Source organism: Pseudooceanicola aquaeponti, assembly GCF_050897975.1.
Classification (GTDB): domain Bacteria; phylum Pseudomonadota; class Alphaproteobacteria; order Rhodobacterales; family Rhodobacteraceae; genus Pseudooceanicola.
The window spans coordinates 1-15,424 of the sequence record NZ_JBPAXY010000006.1 but is presented as its reverse complement, the minus strand read 5'-3'; the positions used below and the strand labels follow the sequence as shown (position 1 = coordinate 15,424).

Below are 15,424 nucleotides of genomic sequence, written 5' to 3'. Positions count from 1 at the left end.
GTTACGCTTGAAGTGTGGCCGCCCCACGTCACAGAAGCAAAGAACGCGCCTCCCTGTTCGAGATGATCAGTTCTCGCGCCTCGGACGCCTCCCCTTTCGAAACCGTGTACTTCAGCTGCACCGGCTCGAGGACGAAGGCCGCGAAGATCTCCCTGATCTCCGGCCGGTCATTGATCGACAGGATGAAGGCGCCGCGGACCTCGGACAGTATCCGCGCCATTTCCGCGAACTGATCGCGATCAAACAGACCCTTACCATAGTCGGCCTCCCCTTCCCAGTAAGGCGGGTCGAGGTAGAAAAGCGTCTGCGTACTGTCATACCGCATCAGGACCTCCTTCCAGTCCAGGTTCTCAAAGACCACCCCATCCAGCCGCTCATGCGCAGCCTCCAGAAGCGGCTCCAGTCGTGCCAGGCTGAACCGGCTGCCGCGATCGCTTGCCACCCCGAAGGCACCTCCCAGCTTGCCGCCAAAGGCCAGGCGCTGCAGGTAGAGGAAGCGGGCCGCCCGCTCCAGATCCGTCAGCCCGGCCGGGTCCTGGGCGCGCAGCCGCTCGAACTCGCGGCGCGAGGTAATCTGGAAGCGCATCACGTCCATGAGCTGCGGATAGTGCCGCTGGAGGATGCGGAAAAGATTGGTGATCTCACCGTTCAGGTCGTTCGCCACTTCGCATTTCGGGCGCCAGCTGCGGCGCAGGAAGACACCGCCCATGCCCACGAAGGGTTCGGCATAGGTGGCATGGGGGATGGCCTCGATCCGGTCGATGATCTTGCGGTGCAGGGCCTTCTTGCCACCCAGCCAGGGGGCAACCGGGGCGGCGGCAGCGACTTTCGTCATTGTGTTCATGAAAAGTTCCAGTCAGAACCTCCCGGCTCTCGCGAGAGTACGGGCGGCGATTCTGGATATGCTCGTCGGCGCAGCTGGTCTGCAAACTGGGCTGCGTGGTGGCGGTGTTGACGCACCGCTGCCCCCGGCCCGGGGGCTAATCGTCCAGCTCGGCCGGGTCGGCCAGCCGGACAGAATGGATGTCGGCGATGTGGTCCCAGTCCTGGGCGGCTTTGCGCGCCGCCTCGGCGTCGGGCGCCTCGAAGGGCAGCTCGCGGCGCAAGTCGGAATAGCCGTGGGTCACGTTGCTCATGGTCACGACATAGAGGGGCATTCGGCCTCCCAGGTCGCATTGGTTTTCAAATCCCGCCGCAGGTTCCAGGGCGCATGGGCCGCCCGCCAGTCGATCTCGGCCTGGCTGAAGATCCGCATTTCCTCGACATCGCAGAAGGCCGGGCCGGGGGGCGGCGGCATCGGGGCGGGGTCACTCCGCAGGCAGGCGCCAGCGGTCAGGCACAGAACGGCCGAGATCGGAATCGGGAATGCTGTCCAGCGCATGGTCACGCTCCTTGTCCTGGTGAAGGTCCGCCACCCGGCCGTTGCAGCCGGTCAGCATCGTGTCGAGGGTCTGCGCCCGGGCCTGAAGGCGGGCCACCTCGCCCGCCAGGTGCCAGGCGAGCCCGGCCGCGCCGAGGCAGGCCACCAGGGCGCCCCCGGCCGCATAGGGCAGAAGGACGCGGATCATGCGCCCAGCCCTTCGCGGCAGAGCGCCCGTTCCGCCTGGCGGCGACTGGTCAGGCCGGTCACCGGGCGCAACACCCCCTGGACCCGGGCCTTGTTCCACATCAGCAGCGCGTCGCAGGCCCCGGCCAGGTCGCCCGCCAGGGCGCGCCGGGACATGGAAGAGCCGCAGAAGGCCCCTGCCCCGATGTTGTAGGCCGCCGAGACGAAGGCGGCGCGGCTCTGGTCCGGCAGGATCTCGGGCAGGCAGGGGCGGATCCGGGTCTCGAAGGCGACCACCTCGGCCAGGAACATCTCGCGGCATTCGGAAGCCGTCGCCGTGTCGCCCAGGGCCACCCCCGCCGTATGGCCGGTGCAGATGGTCGGGATCCCGGCGATGTCGAGATAGGCCTTGAGCCGGGTCCCCTCCCAGGGTTCGATAAAGGCGGCGGCCAGGGCGATGACCGCCACCCCGCCCCCTGCCGCCCGGCCCCGCCAGGTTCGCGGCCAGTACAGGGCGCCGTCCTCCTCGATCAGGAAGGCCTCGATCTTTTCCTGGAAGATGATCCGGGCCGGGATCGCGAAAAGCTGCGCCAGCGCCGCCAGCCCGGCAAAGACCGGCGCCGACAGGCCGAGGATCTGCGCATCCAGCAGCATCAGCGCCACCGAGACCACGATCAGCAGCGCGGCGACCAGCGTCAGCCAGACAGACCAGGCGCGGCGCAGGATGCTGGCCCAATTGTAGACAAGGCGAAGTTTCATGAGGGACCTCCGAACGAAAAAGGCCCCGCGCGCTGCGCGAGGCCGGATGACACAAATGCCCGGTTGAGCATCCGCGAGAGGGGCGGCAAAACGCGCCCATGAGCGAGAATAAATGCGAGATCGACCGGGCCGCGGGCACCTTCACCCTGAGCCTGGAAAGCTGGGGAAACACCTATCCCCTGGAGAAGCTGGATCGGTGGCTGGCCTTCTACCGCGAGCAGCGCGAGCTGTTCCCGAAGTCGCTGAAGTCCTACGACGAAACCATCGCCCTGCTGGAAAAGGCCCTGGCCGAACGCGACGGCGGCTGAGCCGTCACAGCTGCGCCTGCGCCCAGGACAGGACCAGCGCGGCGCCGCCGCCCACGGCTAGCCAGATCAGCTTGTCGAGGCTGCGGAAGAACACCCCGCGCCCGAAGCTGACCCGCTCCAGCGCCGCCACCTGGCGCATCAGCTCGCGCAGCTCGATGTCGTAGCGGTCCATCCGCTTGAACAGCGTGATCATCTGCTCTTCCATCCGCGCCATGGCGACCACGGCGTCGCTGAGCTTGTCGAGCTTCTCTTCGATCCGCGCCAGGCGGTTTTCCTCGGCCATCTCGACCTCCTTACTGCACACAGGGCCGCGCCACGCGGGACGGTATGTCGATAGACGCCCCGCCCACCCCTTCGACCTGGTGCGCCGGGATCGTGGCGACGCTTTCCCAGAGGGGCCAGGCGACGGGATCCGCCTCGACCGCCGCGTAGAGGGCCGCCCCGGTGCCCAGGCCCTGATAGGGGATCTGGCCGAGGATGGTGATCCCCAGGGCGGGCATGGCCGCCAGCGCGGTCCATTGGGCCACCTGCGCGGGCGTGAGGTTGGCGTAAAGCCCGGCCGGACCATCGTTTGCCCGGCCGGGGTTCGGATAGCTTGCGGTGCGGGCGATGCCGCCCGCCACATGGGCGCCACCCTCGGCGATGACGCCGGGCAGGTTCTGGGCGAGCCAGGCAATCAGGGCCTGTTCATCGGCGATGTGGATCAGGGCTGCGGTGATCGTCATGCGGTCAGGGCCTCCATGGCAGCAACGGTGAAGGCCGAGGCCGGGGCGATCCAGAACTCGGCGAGGGCCAGGGCGGCGGGCTGGCCCGCGCCCCCGGTATCGCGGGCGGCGAGGATCAGCTCTGCGAGATCCGGCAGCGCGCCAGGGGTGGCCGTGCCCACTTCCGCGCCGCCGACGACCAGTGACATGCTGCCGGGCTGATAGAGCGCGGCGAGCGCGAGCGTGGAGCCTGCCGTGTAGACCGGGCTGTTGATCGAGGCCGACACGCCGCCCGAGGTCTGGGAACTGCGCAGCACCCCGGTGGCGCGGTTCAGGTAGAGGGTGACCCGTTCATCCTCGGCGCTGCCGAAGACGTAGAGCGGCGGGAAGGGTTCGTTCTCGCCCCAAAGCTCGCCCCGGAAAAAGACCCAGACGCCGCCGGACAGATCGAGGTCGGCCAGGTCCGCGACGAAGGTCTCGGCGGCGCGGGTGACGGCGCTTCCCGCCACCACGATGGGGGACGTGGGTCGCGGGCCTTCCTCGAACTGGTTCAGGATGAAATGGATCACCTGGCCCGGCTTCGCGGTGATGACCATGCGGGTTTCTGCGTCGGCCGGGGTGAAGGAACCCTGCACCCGGCGGTAGCCCTCGGACGCGCCGAAATCGACCCGCCCTTCCGCGAACTGGCCGCGAATGTCCCCTGCCCCGCCCCGGATATAGGCGCTGCCCGTATGCGGATTGAGGTTCCCGGCGACCCCCTCGAACGCGACATAGGCCAGGCCGGTTCCGAGGGTATTGTCCAGGACGAAGACCTGGCCGGACGGGCAGAGCTGGGCAAGGCCTGCTGCGGCGATCGCGTCGCCATCATCGGCCAGCGACAGCGTGGCCGACTGATCCCCCTGGCGGAAGGCGCCTGTGATCGTCGTCGGATTAGCGTTGTGGTTCTGGCACTTGTTCGTCGCGAACCCCTCAAGCAGCCAGCGCCGCGCGCCGGTCGTGTGATCGCCCAGCCGGGGCACATTCCCCCCGCGCGGCCAATACTGCCCGTCGCCCGCGCGCTCGAACCGCGTTCCGGCGGCGGCGAAGCTGCCAAGCTGAGAGACGGCGGCCGAGGCCCCGGCGCGCGCAAAGCGCCCCGTGTGCGGCGACAGGTAAAGATGGGCGGTGCGGGCCACCGGGTCGCGCGCCGCCCAGTTCCCGCCGCCACCGCCAAGCGTGATCGCCCCCGTTCCGATCTCGATCATCGGCTCACCAGATCGCCAGGATGTCGGACGCGGTGGTGCCGGTGGCCATGACGCGAGCGGCCTCGAAGGAGATCTCGGAGCCCGCAGCCACGTTCTTGCGCACCGCGACATTGCCCGCCGCATCGCGGATGGCCAGGTCGCCGCCGGTGCCGACATAAAGCGACCGCGGGGGCGGCAGCAGATCGTCGGTGTCGGAGGGCACAACTGCGGCGTGATGCGTTCCCGAGCTGATCCGCGAGGGGTAGCTCTTGGCGTAATCTTGGGACATCGAAGGTTCCTTTCCATGCAGGATCAACCGCGCCCGCCCTATTCGAACGGGCCGCGTCGGGTCTGTTGTCAGATGGGTTTCTCTGGGGGGTGCGGGGTCAGCAGACGACGATCAAAGAGACGTCCGGGTAATCCCGCAGGTCGTTGTTGGTCGGGTCATTCACGCGGAACGAAACCGAGGACAGACTTCTGCTGTAGACCTGCAACAGACCGTCCCGCGTGCTGTCGCCCGGTGTCCCCGCCGTTCCCGAGACCGCGTAGTCTGCGGTCGGCATGTCGGCGGAAAACGTCACGGTGTAGTTCCCCGTCGCGTTCCGCACGATGCTGGCAATGTTGCCAGATCCGTTGATCGCGACCGCGTAGGAGCCATCGAACTGCGCCCAGGCCCGCACCCCGTAGATCGGCGCGGCGCCCGCTGCATTCAATTCGTCACGGATCACCGCCCGTTGGGTCGCGGGGCTGATCAGGGCCTCGGTCGTGCCCGTGCCCTCAAGCCATGCCGTCTCTTCCTCTGTCAGATCCTCCACGTTCAGGCCCGCGAGGCTGCCCAATGACGCCTGAAGGCTGTCGAGGGCATCCAGCACCGTTGCCTCATCCTCCATGATGCTGGCCAGGAAGGCCGCCAGGGCGGCGAGCTGCGGCGCGCCGGTCTCGACGAACCAGGTGAAGAGCGCCGACGCGCGGGGCGAGAAGGTGGCCGGGTCGCTCTCGTCAGGCAGCAGGCCCGCGTAGGGCGTAAAGTCAGGGACAGGCATCAGGAAACCCCCATGATGGTGAACGTGTATTCGTACTCATCGGGCAGTTCCTCGACCCATTGGACAGGGCCGAGGATCCCGAAGTGAATGCTGGACGGGCGCAGCTCGGCCCCGATCGAGGCGACCAGCGTCCCCGAAAGCCGGTCGAGCTGCGGTTTCACCTGCCCCCAGAGCGCGGCCGAGGCGACCACCGCGTAGTCCATTTCAATGCGGGTCGGACCTCGGGCCAGCGTCAGGGCGCCGTAGTCGTTGAAGCTGTAGCGCGAGCCGCTGATCGAGCGGCCAACCGTGTGCTGCACCATCCCCTTCCCGACATAGAGGCGGTCGCCGAGGAAGACCTCGCCCAGGGTGACCGCGCTGCCCGACAGGGCGATCAGCACCCGCCGGGTCGTTCCCGGCAGGTTCAGGTTCACCATCTTGTCGTAGACGCCCGTGAAGGGCTTGAAGAACCATTCCCACCAGTTGGTCACCTGGCGGCCAGAGAGGTTGGTTTCCTCGTCCAGCAGGACCGCACCGGCGACGTCGAAGCAGATCAGCCGGGCGCTGGAGGCCACCACCCCGAAGAGGATCAGCGTATCGACCCCTTGCAACCCGCCGACTTCGACGATCACCGGGGCCGAGGTCGGGTCGATCCCCAGGCCCGGATCCAGCCAGGGCACCACCGCGCCGGGATCTTCGACCGCCAGCGTGGCGTTGCTCAGCACCCCGTCGAAACAGGCGAAGGCATTGGTGAAGCTGTCGAAGACCCAGCGGGCCGCCAGGACCGACTGATCCTCCAGCAGAGGATCGAGGCCAAGGTTATCCTCGATCGCCGACTGATAGATGCGGTGGCCCCGCACCACCCGCGCGTTCAGCGGGTAGTTGGTGCCCGCGTCCCAGGCGGGCGCGTCATCCTCGGCCAGAGAGCTGCGCACCTGGTCGAGGTCGGGCGAGAACTCGCGCGCGATGAACATGCTCAGAACTCCCTTTCGGCCGGGGTGCCATAGGCGTCCCAGCGTTCCATCAGGGTGACCAGGCGGCGCAGGGCCGAGGTTTGCGCCGCGCCGCCGGTGCTGAGGCTTTGCAGCGTGGCGGCCATCGTCACGCCCGCGTCGCCCCGGGCCATCACATCGGCGGAATAGCCGCGCGCCTCGGCGATGGCGGCCAGCTTGGCGTCGAACTCGGTCGCGTAGTATTGGCCAAGGTCGAAAGCCCCGGTCAGGCTGGCGATCCCGCCCTCGACCTCCGCGAAGAGGCCCGACAGCGACAGCAGCGCGGCGTAGGTGTCGCGCCCGGCCTCGGTCATCAGATCCTGCCCCATGACCAGCTCGCGGAACTGTTTCGCGGTTTCAGGCACGGCCAGGCCGAGGTCGGCGAACTGCTTGTGCAGGGCCTCGGTCGCCATCTGCATCCGCTCGGCATCGGTGTAGAAGGTGGCGACAAAGCTATCGAGCTGACCGGCCAGCACATCGAGGCCGCCGCCGACCGAGGCCAGATCCTCTGCCGCCAGTGCCATGTCACGGAAGGCGCCATAGAACCCCTGCCCGAGCGGTTCCAGCATGGTCTTGAGCGCTGCCAGCGCCTGGACCTGGTCGAAGGTGACCGAGGCCACCGCGTCGCTGATCGCATCGGCATAATCGCCGAACCATTCCGCGATCCGTTCCTGGATCTCGGCTTCCGACATATCCCGGGTGTCGATCTTCTGGATCGCCACCCGAACGCCATTGATCATGGCGTCGGACACCTCCATTCCGGCAAGGCTGAAGGCGGTCTGCACCGCCTCTTTCACATTGCCCAGCTCTTCGCTCAGCGCGGCCTGCGTTTCCCTGTCAAAGGCCTTCCGCTTCGTCGAGGTGCTGGAGGTGAGCCCCCAGAACTTCGTCTTCTTGATCCGCTCATAGGTGCCGCCCGCCAGCAGGCCATTGGTCACGCCCAGCTCGATCCCCGCCCCGACCAGCTTCTTGGAAGAGAACCCCTTGATCAGGCTGATAACCGCTGTCACGGCGCCAATCACCGGCAGCGCCGCCGAGATCGCGCCACCGATGGCGCCGAGGCTGGAGACCAGCCCGCCGCCGATCTTCGCCAAGGAACTGGTCATCCCAGAAAAGGCAGAGGTCAGCCCCCCGATAACGCCAGAGAAGCCAGACCCGCCCGCGCTGAAGGATGTCTTCAGCAAGCCGCTGAAAGCATTCGTGGCCGCGTTGCCGATGCCCGAGCGCAGATTGCCAAAGGCCCCGGCGACATCGCCCGAGGCGAGCGAGGATAGCGCGCTATCGAAGGCCCCTTGCAGGCCGTACAGATCCTTGGCGGTATTTTCCGCCTCTTCCTGAACCTCCTTCAAGGCGTTGCGGCCCTTACCCCCGGCAACCTCGAAGTCGTCGCCGAGATCCTGGACAGCCTCCCCGGTGGTCTCCAAGGCGGTGGTGACGCCAAGCGCCGCATCCTGTGCCGCCTCGGCGCCCCCCTCCCCGGTCTCGGCGGTCTCGGCCATCGCGTCGCCCAGAGCCTTGACCGAGGCCAGCGGCGCCGCGGCCCCGGCGGCCAGGTCGGCAGCGACCGTGCGAAAGCCCTCTGCCGCCTGCAAGGCGCCCCGCACCGTCCGGTCCAGGCCTTCCACCGGCGCCTTCAGGGCCGCCTCGCTGAAGGCGTCACCGAAGGCCGAGGCCATTTCCGACCGGGCCACCTCGGCCGCCCCCTCGTAGGGGTTTGCGATCCCGCCGAGATCGACGTTTCCGAGCTTGCCGAATGTGGTCTCGATCCCGACCGCGCGCAGGGCCTCGCCGATCTTCATCGTCCAGACCTCGACCCGCCGGATGGCCCCGTTCAGCATCGCTTCGATGCCTTCGATCATTCGGTTCGCGGTGGAAAAGACGATGTCGCCGATCACTTCCGGCAGGCTGGACCACAGCACCTTGATGGCGCTGAACGCCCCCTGGAACGTGTTGACGGCTGCATTCGCAAAGCTGGTAAGCCGGTCCACGGTTCCCGCCAGCCAGTCCGCCGCGTCGGCCTTCATCTCCTGGAAGGTCGCGGCGATGGAGGCCCCGGCGGCCTGCACCCGCATCATGATCCGGTCCCAGGCCTCGGCCACAACGTCCTTCAGAAGGCGCATCAGCTCGCCAAAGCCGCCGACCTGATCGGCCGCGCCCTTGATCTTCAGCCCGATATAGACGGCGCCTGCCGCCAGGGCGGCAAAACCCGCGATCGTCAGACCGATGGGCGAGGCGATGGCGACGAAGACTGGGGCCAGCGCCCCGACCGCCGCGGCCAGGCCGCCCATGGCCAGCAGAACCGGGCCAAGGCTTGCGGCGAGAGCACCCCCGATCACCGCCAAGCGCTTCACCTCGGGCGAAAGCCCCTGGAACCCCAGGGCGAGCTTCGACACCTTGCCCGCGATCTCGGCCATGACCGGCAGGATGATTGCGCCGACCTGCTCCATGGCGTCGCCGATGTCCATCATCGCCGCCTCGATCTGCCCCGAAGGCAGCTCGCGCAGCGCCTGGGCCTGGCCGCCGTATTGCTTTTCCAGCTCGGCCAGCATCAGTTCCTGCGCGCCTGCGGCGTCGCCGACCTCGACCATGGCCTTGATCAGGTTCTTCTGCTCTTCGGTGAAGGACACGCCCACCCGGGTCAGCGCGGTCAGCCCCTTGGCCGGATCGTTCAGCGCCTTCCCCAGCATCACGGTCGAGCTTTGCAGGTCCTGGCCCAGGGCCGCCGACATATCCAGGGCGGCGCGCTGCGCCCGGGTGAAGACCTCGCCCGTGACATTGCCGAAGGTCAGCAGGTTCGACGTGACCTTGCCCAGGATCTCTTCATCGCCAAACAGCGAGTTGCCTTGCAGCTCGCTTGCGATCTTCTGGAGTTCGGCCGAGGTGAACCCCGCCGTGGTGCCCATCGAGGCCAGCGCCGCATCCACCTGGGCCACGGCCTGCGCCTGGACCTTCTGAAGCGCCATCGACTGCTTGCCGATCGCCACCAGCGGCGCGGTCAGCGCCAGGGACATCCCCGCGCCGATGCGCCGAAAGTCCTTCGCGAACCCGGCAAACTGCTTTTGCATGTTGCGCATACCGGCGGTGGCCTGCGACGCGCCCTTGTGGAACTGGGCAGAGTTCATGCCAAGATCCACGCGCAGGGCGCCGATCAATCCCTTGAACATGGGTTGGACCTTCTATCGGTTGGGGGACGCGCGGCGGGTTGCGGCCCGCCCGGTGAAATAAGCCCGGATCTCGGCATCGGCCGAGCCACGCCGCCGCTTGCGGTCGATGAACTCATCCGGCTTGGGGAATGTCTTGGGGCTGTGGGTGGCGATCATAATCAGCTGGCCGAGGCTGTAGATCTCGCCCCGGCGCTGGCGCGCCGCCCGTTCCTGCCCGAGCAACACGCCGGACAGGATCAGGTCGATTTCGCGAAGGGTCAGGTGGCCGAAGCGGTCATAGTCCTGGCCCGCCGCGACCCACTGGCGGATCAGCTCGCGCCAGTCGGTTTTTTCGCCCCGGCGGCGGCGGGCTTCCCCGCCTTGGCGCCGTTTCCCTCTGCCGCCTTGTCCTCGGGGAAGGCCAAGCGCAGGGCATCGCCGATGGCGCGGCCCGTATCGTTCATGCCGCAGACGTCCAGCACATTTCCTGCCTGGCGCATCGTCATGCCTTCGTGATGCTCTTGCAGCCCGGCCCACAGGATGGTCCGCAGCACGCGCATCGAAAGGCGCCCATTTTCGGCCTTGGCGAGAACCTCCGCCACCGAGGTGAAGTCCTTGCCGGTCTCCTCCTCATAGGCGCACATGGCATTGGTGGTGAAAGCAAGCTTCCAGCCCTCGCCGCCGCTTTTCGGCGCGAGGTCCACATGGGTCTTCAGGGTCATGTCAGGATCCTTTGGTCTTCCGCGCCTCAGGCCGCGGGGGTGAATTCGGTTTCGCCGGAGGTCTTGCCGGAGATGGTGAAGGTGGCGTCGCTGTCGAGCTGATCGAGCCCGCCGGTTTCGACCACCGGGGTGATCATGTGGCAGTCCCAGGATCCGCCCCCCGCCAGGATGATGCGGTAGTAGGTGCCGCCTGCCCGCGCTTCGTCGGCCTTGGCCGCCACGTAGCCCGCTTCGGTGTAGAGGCAGGAAATCGACAGATCCCCCGGCTCGGCGAAGCCTTCGCCGTACTCATGGATCTTCGCGGGGCTATCCAGCGTGGTGCGCTGGCGCGTGTTCTTGGTCAGCGTGGGCACCGTCACCCCCGTGACCATGGCAATGGGGGTGTAGGTCACCCCATCTGCGGAGCGCTCAACCGAGCCGCCCCAAAGTTCATCTTCACCGGCCATCTCATGTCCTTTCTGCCGTTTGGGTTCAGCGCGCCTGCCGCGCCGCTTTGCGTCGCGCTCTGGCGACGGCCTTCTCCACCTCGACGCTCATGTCGTCGCGGATCTGCTCGAAGATCTGTTGCTGGGTCTGATCCCAGGCCGGGCGGGCGTGGGGCTGGGCCGCGTGATGGGCGTTGCCGAACTCTTGCTGCTGGCCGCCCGGGTCATTGGTGCCCGCGTACATGAATACATCGTCGCGCCCCTCACGCCGGGCCGAGGCGGCCTGGCGCCGGGTCAACCGCGTTCCGACGCCATAGCTTTCCGCCAGATCGCCACCCACCCCGCGCGGCGCCAGCGCATTGGCCCGGTCCGCGAAAAGCTGCGCCGCCCGTTTCAGGACGCGCCGCACCAGGGATTTGCGGGTCGTGTGTTTCGGCAGCTCGCGCAGGGCCTTTTCCAGCTCGCGGCCGCCCTTGAACTCCATCTTGATCATGCGGCGCTCCAGCGGATGGTCAGGTCGATCGACACGCCGAAGAGCGGGCCGAGGTCGCCGAGGCCGCGCCCGTCCAGATCGCGCACGCCGCGCAGGAAGGCGCCCCGGAACCGGACACCCGCGACCACGCCCCGAAAGCCCGAAAGCAAGCCCTGCACCTCTGCCCGCAGCGCCTCGGCCTCGGCCGCCGTCACCGCCCAGGCGTCCATCTGCACGCTGCTGCGCTGCACCGCGGCCTCGCCCTCCAGCGTGTAGGTGGTCGGCGCGCTGATCAGCGTGAGCCCAAGACAGGGAAAGCCCCCCGCATGGGCAGGCGGGACCGACCAGTTCACCCGCGCGCCGACCCGGGCCTGAAGCGCGGGATCCGACAGCAGCAGCGCCGTGAGCGCCGCCTTCATGTCGCGCGCCCCGGGCTGGTCCGCGCCGCGGTGAAGGCGAAGACGCCCCGGCGCATCGCATGGGGACCACGGCCCACCAGATCCCAGGCCTCGCCCAGCACCCGGACGCGGTCGGCCAGCGTGACAGAGCGCGCCAACGGCGTGTCCAGCACCAGCAGGCGCACCGCCGCCACCATGCCCTCGATCTGGAGGGCAACTTGTTCCTGCGCCCCCAGCTCTTCGACCGCCCCCCAGGACCGGCCCAACTCGGCCCAGGCGTAGATCGGCTCATTCAGGGCATTGCGCCCGGTCTCGGCGCGCCCTTCGAACACTGCGAGGCGGTCGCGCAGGATCACTTCGCGCCCGCGCGACAGCGGCGCGCCTTGCGTCTGGGCCATGTCAGATTACCTCGCTCACATCGGGGCGCCGGTAGCGGGCCTGTTTCATGAGGGCGCGGCAGCCAAAGCTGGCGCGGGTGTATTCGGTCTGATCAATGGCGATATTCGCCTCGCGCCAGTCCTTCACGATCATGATGATCGCCTGCTTCAGGCGGGCATCGGCCACGTCGGCCCCCACCACGGCCTCGACCTCGATCACCGCAGGATCACCCCCCGGGACCGCGCCCAGGGGAAAGAGGATCTGCGGCTCGTCTTGCAACATGCGCAGGCCGAGATCCGGCAGGGCCAGGGCGGTCTCGCCCCCGCCATGGATCAGTTTCACGCCGGTGACCTCTGCCACCGGCGCACAGGGGAACCACCAGCGCAGAAGACCGGGCCGGGCCTCGAAAGACAGCCGGACCGAGCGTCGCCCCATCATCCGGTTCGTGCCCGCCTCGACCACCTGCTGCGCGGCAACCAGGTAGCTTTGGATCAGCGCGTCGGCCTCTGCGTCCGGTTCGATGAAACCGGTCGCCCGGCGGTACTCTGCCACGCTGACCGCAAGGGCCGGTGCTTCCCCTGTCACTTCCATGGCGCCGCCTTACTTCTTGCCGGGACGCGCGGCGCCCTGCGACGGCGGGCTGCCCGCTTCGGCCTTGGCCGTGCCAGCGGAGGCGCCTGCGGCCTCTTTCTCGGCCATGGCCGCCTCGCGGGCATCGAGATCCGCCGCGCGACGGGTCAGCTCGGCTTCGCGAGCTTCCGCCTCGGCCAGGCGCCGCGCCAGGCTGGCGGCCTCATCATCGGCAGCGGGCTTGTCGGCGGGCGGAACATAGGGTTTGGCCACACCGCTGGCGATCAGCTTGGCCGCGCGCTCAGGCAGGAAGCCTGCCGTTTCGCCGGGGTTGTACTTGCCGGAATGCTTCTTGAACGTCACCGGGGTCATCATGTCGGGATCTCCAGGTCGGAAGGGAAAGGGTCCGCGCCGGGATCATCCCGGCGCGGGGTGGACGGATCAGGCCGCCTGCAGTGACCAGTCGGCCGCGTTGAAACCGGCGATGGCCTCGTCATGCTCGGGGGCGAAGTCGTGCTCGGCGATGGCCCGGAACAGGGTCATGTCGCGCTGGAAGGCCGACTGGGTGTCGCCGCTGCTGTCCACGAAGGCCGCCTCGGTCGACTGGGCGATGCGCAGGTCACCGCCCTCACCGATCATCATTTCCGCGAAGTCGGCGAAATAGATCTCGGTCTCGTTGCTTCCGGCGCCGAGGTTGTTGGGCACCTGCGAGGTCGTGTGGATCGGGTAGCCTTTCAGCGTGCCGGCCCGTTCGACCTCGGGGAAGAGCGAGTTGCCGTTGGCATCGCGCAGGCTGGCCACCCAGGCCTTGGCGCTGGCGCGCATGATCCAGCCCGGTTTCATCATCGAGACATTGGCATCCTCGACCAACGAGACGCAGCGGCGCAGGGCGGTGTCGGCCGCGAGAGCCGTCGCGGCGACGGGGCCGGCATCCCAGTGCTCACCGAGCGCCCAGTAGCGCATGCCCTTGGGCAGCACGCCCGAGCCGTCATTGCGCAGGAAGGCCAGGTCTTCGCGCAACGCCATGACCTTCAGCATGTCGTCGCGGATCATCTGGGCCCCGCCCACGGTGGCCCGCGTCAGCAGCGTGTTGGAGACCGGCACCAGCGAGCTCAGCTTCTTCAGGCTCCGGTCCACCTTGTCGAGGGAGGGTTCGCTCTCCTCGATCGGGTCGATCTCGCCGCCATAGCTGGCGGTCGCCCCGCCGGTCTGCTTGGCATGGCGCAGCTCACCCGCCGACATGGGTACGGTACGGGCCCCCGCCTTGCGCACCACCACGCGGGGGCGCAGCAGTTCGATCATCTGGGCGGCCAGCGGGCGCGGCACCAGAACACCCCCGGCGGTTTCGGTGGTCGAGTTCAGCACGGCGCCGATGCCGGAATGGCCCTCGCGGTCCAGCATGGCCGAGGCACGGTCGCGGTCGCCGCGCGTCGCCGCCAGGGCCAGGGCAATGAAACCGACCTCAAGCCCCTGGTGTTCGGGGTTCGCAGCCTGGGCCGGGGCGCTGGCCGCGGGGGGCGCCGAGGCGGCGGTGTCGCCGGTGGCGGCGGCGGCCTGGGCGGCTTCGACACCTTCGGCGCGCTTCACCTTGCGGTCAGCCGCCTGGAACTCGGCATCCGCCGCGTCGAAGTCTGCCTGGGCGCTTGCCATGGCCGCGTCGTCCGGGGCCTCTGCCGCTTCCAGCTCTGCCAGCGTGTCGGCGGCGGCCTTCATCTTGTCGGCCGCGGCCTTCCGGGCGCGGCGCAGGTCGTCAAGGTTCATGGGTCTAGTCCTTTCGTGGATGCTGCACGCGCGCAGCGGTTCGGCCCCGATCGCGTTCTGCGGCGGGGTGTCTTGAGGTCGTCTGTCGGTCGGATCAGATCCGGGCGGTGGCCAGGGCGGCGGCGGCGCGGGCCGAGGCGCCACGGTGCCCCGCGCTGCGCCCCTTGCGCGGCGGCGGGGCATAGGTGCCAAGGATCCGGCCATAGAAGGCGCGCCGGGTCTCGATCCGGTCGGCCAGCCCGCGCGAGATCGCCCCCGTCCCGTCGAAGATCGCCCCGCCATCGCGGGGATCGTCGGTCACGCTGGCGCGGCTGCGCAGATCATCCGGCGTCATGCCCCGCCCGGCGGCAGCGGCCTCATGGAAGCGGGCCTCGGCCTCGGCCAGGCTGCGTTCCAGCTCGGCCTTGCCCTCTTCCGTCGCCGGATCGGGCCACTTCGCTCGGGCATGGGGCGAGGTGAATTCGAAAAGCTGCAACCCGGTCGCGGCCCCCGGCTGCACATAGGCCCCGGTCATCAGCCCGGCGCCGATGCTGCCCAGCTCGGCCCCCGGCGCCACCGAGATCTCGCGCGCCTGGCTGGCCAGCCAGTAGCCCGCGCTCGCGGCCAGCGGATCGACCAGCGCATGAACCGGCTTCACCGCGTTCAGCTCGGCGATGGCGGCGGCGGCCCCGGCACAGCCCCGCACCGCGCCGCCGGGCGTGTCCAGCTCCAGCACCACGGCCGAGACCGCCTCGTCACTGGCCAGTTGCTCGCAGGTCTCGACCAGGCCGCGATAGGTGGCCCAGCCGAACCAGCGTTCCAGGATCGCGGAATTGGGCGTCAGCACGCCGCGCACGGGCACCACCGCCACGCTGCGTTCCACCGCGAAACGCTCGGGGGTTGCGGCGACCGCCGCGCCGGGTGCGGTGGCCTCGGGCATGGGGTGTTCCAGCAGCCCCCGGGCCGCCGGTTCATGCAGCGCCATGACAGAGCCGCCCAGCAGGGCGCGCAGGGTCGGTCGG

The 15,424-nt window shown here is 68.6% G+C and carries 23 protein-coding genes; 1 reads left to right on the top strand and 22 read right to left on the bottom strand.

Going from position 1 to position 15,424, the window contains the following annotated elements; all coding sequences use genetic code 11:
* Positions 1-28 precede the first annotated feature (28 nt).
* From ACRARE_RS15030 to ACRARE_RS15010, 5 genes are all read right to left on the bottom strand, one after another.
* Complete coding sequence (locus tag ACRARE_RS15030) at positions 29-835, bottom strand: DNA adenine methylase (protein WP_432657681.1); 807 nt, start codon at positions 833-835, stop codon at positions 29-31.
* Between the two features lie 145 nt (positions 836-980).
* A complete protein-coding gene (locus tag ACRARE_RS15025) occupies positions 981-1,157 on the bottom strand; it encodes a hypothetical protein (RefSeq protein ID WP_432657271.1) in 177 nt (58 codons plus the stop codon).
* Entirely contained in the window at positions 1,139-1,297 is a 159-nt protein-coding gene (locus ACRARE_RS15020) for a hypothetical protein (protein WP_432657270.1), read from the bottom strand. Before ACRARE_RS15020 ends, ACRARE_RS15025 begins: the two co-directional genes overlap by 19 nt.
* 10 nt (positions 1,298-1,307) lie before the next feature.
* A complete protein-coding gene (locus tag ACRARE_RS15015; RefSeq protein ID WP_432657269.1) occupies positions 1,308-1,568 on the bottom strand; it encodes a hypothetical protein in 261 nt (86 codons plus the stop codon).
* Positions 1,565-2,305: a lysozyme gene (locus ACRARE_RS15010; protein WP_432657268.1), complete on the bottom strand. Its 741-nt coding sequence runs from the start codon at positions 2,303-2,305 to the stop codon at positions 1,565-1,567. The genes ACRARE_RS15015 and ACRARE_RS15010 overlap by 4 nt, the downstream gene beginning before the upstream one ends.
* A gap of 98 nt (positions 2,306-2,403) precedes the next feature.
* Between ACRARE_RS15010 and ACRARE_RS15005 the strand changes: the two genes are divergently transcribed.
* On the top strand, positions 2,404-2,613 hold the full coding sequence (locus ACRARE_RS15005; RefSeq protein ID WP_432657267.1) for a hypothetical protein: 210 nt from the start codon (positions 2,404-2,406) through the stop codon (positions 2,611-2,613).
* Between the two features lie 4 nt (positions 2,614-2,617).
* On the opposite strand, the gene ACRARE_RS15000 is transcribed toward ACRARE_RS15005, so the two are convergent.
* The 17 genes from ACRARE_RS15000 to ACRARE_RS14920 form a co-directional block, all read right to left on the bottom strand.
* Positions 2,618-2,896: a hypothetical protein gene (locus ACRARE_RS15000; RefSeq protein WP_432657266.1), complete on the bottom strand. Its 279-nt coding sequence runs from the start codon at positions 2,894-2,896 to the stop codon at positions 2,618-2,620.
* A 10-nt stretch (positions 2,897-2,906) separates the two neighbouring features.
* Complete coding sequence (locus tag ACRARE_RS14995) at positions 2,907-3,338, bottom strand: hypothetical protein (RefSeq protein WP_432657265.1); 432 nt, start codon at positions 3,336-3,338, stop codon at positions 2,907-2,909.
* Positions 3,335-4,561: a hypothetical protein gene (locus ACRARE_RS14990; protein WP_432657264.1), complete on the bottom strand. Its 1,227-nt coding sequence runs from the start codon at positions 4,559-4,561 to the stop codon at positions 3,335-3,337. The genes ACRARE_RS14995 and ACRARE_RS14990 overlap by 4 nt, the downstream gene beginning before the upstream one ends.
* A gap of 4 nt (positions 4,562-4,565) precedes the next feature.
* The gene (locus ACRARE_RS14985) at positions 4,566-4,829 is read right to left on the bottom strand and encodes a spike base protein, RCAP_Rcc01079 family (protein ID WP_432656229.1); all 264 of its coding nucleotides are present in this window, start codon (positions 4,827-4,829) and stop codon (positions 4,566-4,568) included.
* Positions 4,830-4,926: 97 nt separating this feature from the next.
* A complete protein-coding gene (locus ACRARE_RS14980) occupies positions 4,927-5,583 on the bottom strand; it encodes a hypothetical protein (protein ID WP_432657263.1) in 657 nt (218 codons plus the stop codon).
* Positions 5,583-6,536: a hypothetical protein gene (locus ACRARE_RS14975; protein WP_432657262.1), complete on the bottom strand. Its 954-nt coding sequence runs from the start codon at positions 6,534-6,536 to the stop codon at positions 5,583-5,585. Before ACRARE_RS14975 ends, ACRARE_RS14980 begins: the two co-directional genes overlap by 1 nt.
* 2 nt (positions 6,537-6,538) lie before the next feature.
* Positions 6,539-9,718 (bottom strand): phage tail length tape measure family protein, encoded by a 3,180-nt coding sequence (locus ACRARE_RS14970; protein WP_432657261.1) that lies wholly within the window; start codon positions 9,716-9,718, stop codon positions 6,539-6,541.
* Between the two features lie 12 nt (positions 9,719-9,730).
* Positions 9,731-9,943, bottom strand: a complete 213-nt coding sequence (locus tag ACRARE_RS14965; RefSeq protein ID WP_432657260.1) for a hypothetical protein — start codon at positions 9,941-9,943, stop codon at positions 9,731-9,733.
* An 83-nt stretch (positions 9,944-10,026) separates the two neighbouring features.
* Positions 10,027-10,419 (bottom strand): hypothetical protein, encoded by a 393-nt coding sequence (locus ACRARE_RS14960; RefSeq protein WP_432657259.1) that lies wholly within the window; start codon positions 10,417-10,419, stop codon positions 10,027-10,029.
* 26 nt (positions 10,420-10,445) lie between these two features.
* The gene (locus ACRARE_RS14955) at positions 10,446-10,865 is read right to left on the bottom strand and encodes a hypothetical protein (protein ID WP_432657258.1); all 420 of its coding nucleotides are present in this window, start codon (positions 10,863-10,865) and stop codon (positions 10,446-10,448) included.
* A 25-nt stretch (positions 10,866-10,890) separates the two neighbouring features.
* On the bottom strand, positions 10,891-11,337 hold the full coding sequence (locus ACRARE_RS14950) for an HK97 gp10 family phage protein (RefSeq protein ID WP_432657257.1): 447 nt from the start codon (positions 11,335-11,337) through the stop codon (positions 10,891-10,893).
* The gene (gene gp17, locus ACRARE_RS14945; RefSeq protein WP_432657256.1) at positions 11,334-11,735 is read right to left on the bottom strand and encodes a tail completion protein gp17; all 402 of its coding nucleotides are present in this window, start codon (positions 11,733-11,735) and stop codon (positions 11,334-11,336) included. Before gp17 ends, ACRARE_RS14950 begins: the two co-directional genes overlap by 4 nt.
* Positions 11,732-12,112 (bottom strand): head-tail adaptor protein, encoded by a 381-nt coding sequence (locus ACRARE_RS14940; protein ID WP_432657255.1) that lies wholly within the window; start codon positions 12,110-12,112, stop codon positions 11,732-11,734. The genes gp17 and ACRARE_RS14940 overlap by 4 nt, the downstream gene beginning before the upstream one ends.
* Position 12,113: 1 nt before the next feature.
* A complete protein-coding gene (locus ACRARE_RS14935) occupies positions 12,114-12,683 on the bottom strand; it encodes a head-tail connector protein (protein ID WP_432657254.1) in 570 nt (189 codons plus the stop codon).
* A gap of 9 nt (positions 12,684-12,692) precedes the next feature.
* On the bottom strand, positions 12,693-13,037 hold the full coding sequence (locus ACRARE_RS14930; protein ID WP_432657253.1) for a hypothetical protein: 345 nt from the start codon (positions 13,035-13,037) through the stop codon (positions 12,693-12,695).
* Positions 13,038-13,103: 66 nt separating this feature from the next.
* Entirely contained in the window at positions 13,104-14,423 is a 1,320-nt protein-coding gene (locus ACRARE_RS14925; RefSeq protein ID WP_432657252.1) for a phage major capsid protein, read from the bottom strand.
* A gap of 94 nt (positions 14,424-14,517) precedes the next feature.
* Positions 14,518-15,414, bottom strand: coding sequence for a S49 family peptidase (locus ACRARE_RS14920; RefSeq protein WP_432657680.1), 897 nt, complete (start codon positions 15,412-15,414; stop codon positions 14,518-14,520).
* Between the last annotated feature and the right edge of the window lie 10 nt (positions 15,415-15,424).

Excerpts from the sequence above, each read along its gene's own strand:
- ACRARE_RS14930 (WP_432657253.1), bottom strand. The coding sequence starts at position 13,037 with ATGATGACCCCGGTGACGTTCAAGAAGCATTCCGGCAAGTACAACCCC.
- ACRARE_RS14970 (WP_432657261.1), bottom strand. The coding sequence starts at position 9,718 with ATGTTCAAGGGATTGATCGGCGCCCTGCGCGTGGATCTTGGCATGAAC.
- ACRARE_RS15015 (WP_432657269.1), bottom strand. The coding sequence starts at position 1,568 with ATGATCCGCGTCCTTCTGCCCTATGCGGCCGGGGGCGCCCTGGTGGCC.
- ACRARE_RS14935 (WP_432657254.1), bottom strand. The coding sequence starts at position 12,683 with ATGGAAGTGACAGGGGAAGCACCGGCCCTTGCGGTCAGCGTGGCAGAG.
- ACRARE_RS15025 (WP_432657271.1), bottom strand. The coding sequence starts at position 1,157 with ATGCCCCTCTATGTCGTGACCATGAGCAACGTGACCCACGGCTATTCC.
- ACRARE_RS15020 (WP_432657270.1), bottom strand. The coding sequence starts at position 1,297 with ATGCCGCCGCCCCCCGGCCCGGCCTTCTGCGATGTCGAGGAAATGCGG.
- ACRARE_RS15005 (WP_432657267.1), top strand. The coding sequence starts at position 2,404 with ATGAGCGAGAATAAATGCGAGATCGACCGGGCCGCGGGCACCTTCACC.
- ACRARE_RS15010 (WP_432657268.1), bottom strand. The coding sequence starts at position 2,305 with ATGAAACTTCGCCTTGTCTACAATTGGGCCAGCATCCTGCGCCGCGCC.
- ACRARE_RS14950 (WP_432657257.1), bottom strand. The coding sequence starts at position 11,337 with ATGATCAAGATGGAGTTCAAGGGCGGCCGCGAGCTGGAAAAGGCCCTG.
- ACRARE_RS14995 (WP_432657265.1), bottom strand. The coding sequence starts at position 3,338 with ATGACGATCACCGCAGCCCTGATCCACATCGCCGATGAACAGGCCCTG.
- ACRARE_RS14975 (WP_432657262.1), bottom strand. The coding sequence starts at position 6,536 with ATGTTCATCGCGCGCGAGTTCTCGCCCGACCTCGACCAGGTGCGCAGC.
- ACRARE_RS15030 (WP_432657681.1), bottom strand. The coding sequence starts at position 835 with ATGACGAAAGTCGCTGCCGCCGCCCCGGTTGCCCCCTGGCTGGGTGGC.
- ACRARE_RS14985 (WP_432656229.1), bottom strand. The coding sequence starts at position 4,829 with ATGTCCCAAGATTACGCCAAGAGCTACCCCTCGCGGATCAGCTCGGGA.
- ACRARE_RS14925 (WP_432657252.1), bottom strand. The coding sequence starts at position 14,423 with ATGAACCTTGACGACCTGCGCCGCGCCCGGAAGGCCGCGGCCGACAAG.
- ACRARE_RS14990 (WP_432657264.1), bottom strand. The coding sequence starts at position 4,561 with ATGATCGAGATCGGAACGGGGGCGATCACGCTTGGCGGTGGCGGCGGG.
- ACRARE_RS14960 (WP_432657259.1), bottom strand. The coding sequence starts at position 10,419 with ATGACCCTGAAGACCCATGTGGACCTCGCGCCGAAAAGCGGCGGCGAG.
- ACRARE_RS15000 (WP_432657266.1), bottom strand. The coding sequence starts at position 2,896 with ATGGCCGAGGAAAACCGCCTGGCGCGGATCGAAGAGAAGCTCGACAAG.
- ACRARE_RS14955 (WP_432657258.1), bottom strand. The coding sequence starts at position 10,865 with ATGGCCGGTGAAGATGAACTTTGGGGCGGCTCGGTTGAGCGCTCCGCA.
- gp17 (WP_432657256.1), bottom strand. The coding sequence starts at position 11,735 with ATGAAGGCGGCGCTCACGGCGCTGCTGCTGTCGGATCCCGCGCTTCAG.
- ACRARE_RS14940 (WP_432657255.1), bottom strand. The coding sequence starts at position 12,112 with ATGGCCCAGACGCAAGGCGCGCCGCTGTCGCGCGGGCGCGAAGTGATC.
- ACRARE_RS14980 (WP_432657263.1), bottom strand. The coding sequence starts at position 5,583 with ATGCCTGTCCCTGACTTTACGCCCTACGCGGGCCTGCTGCCTGACGAG.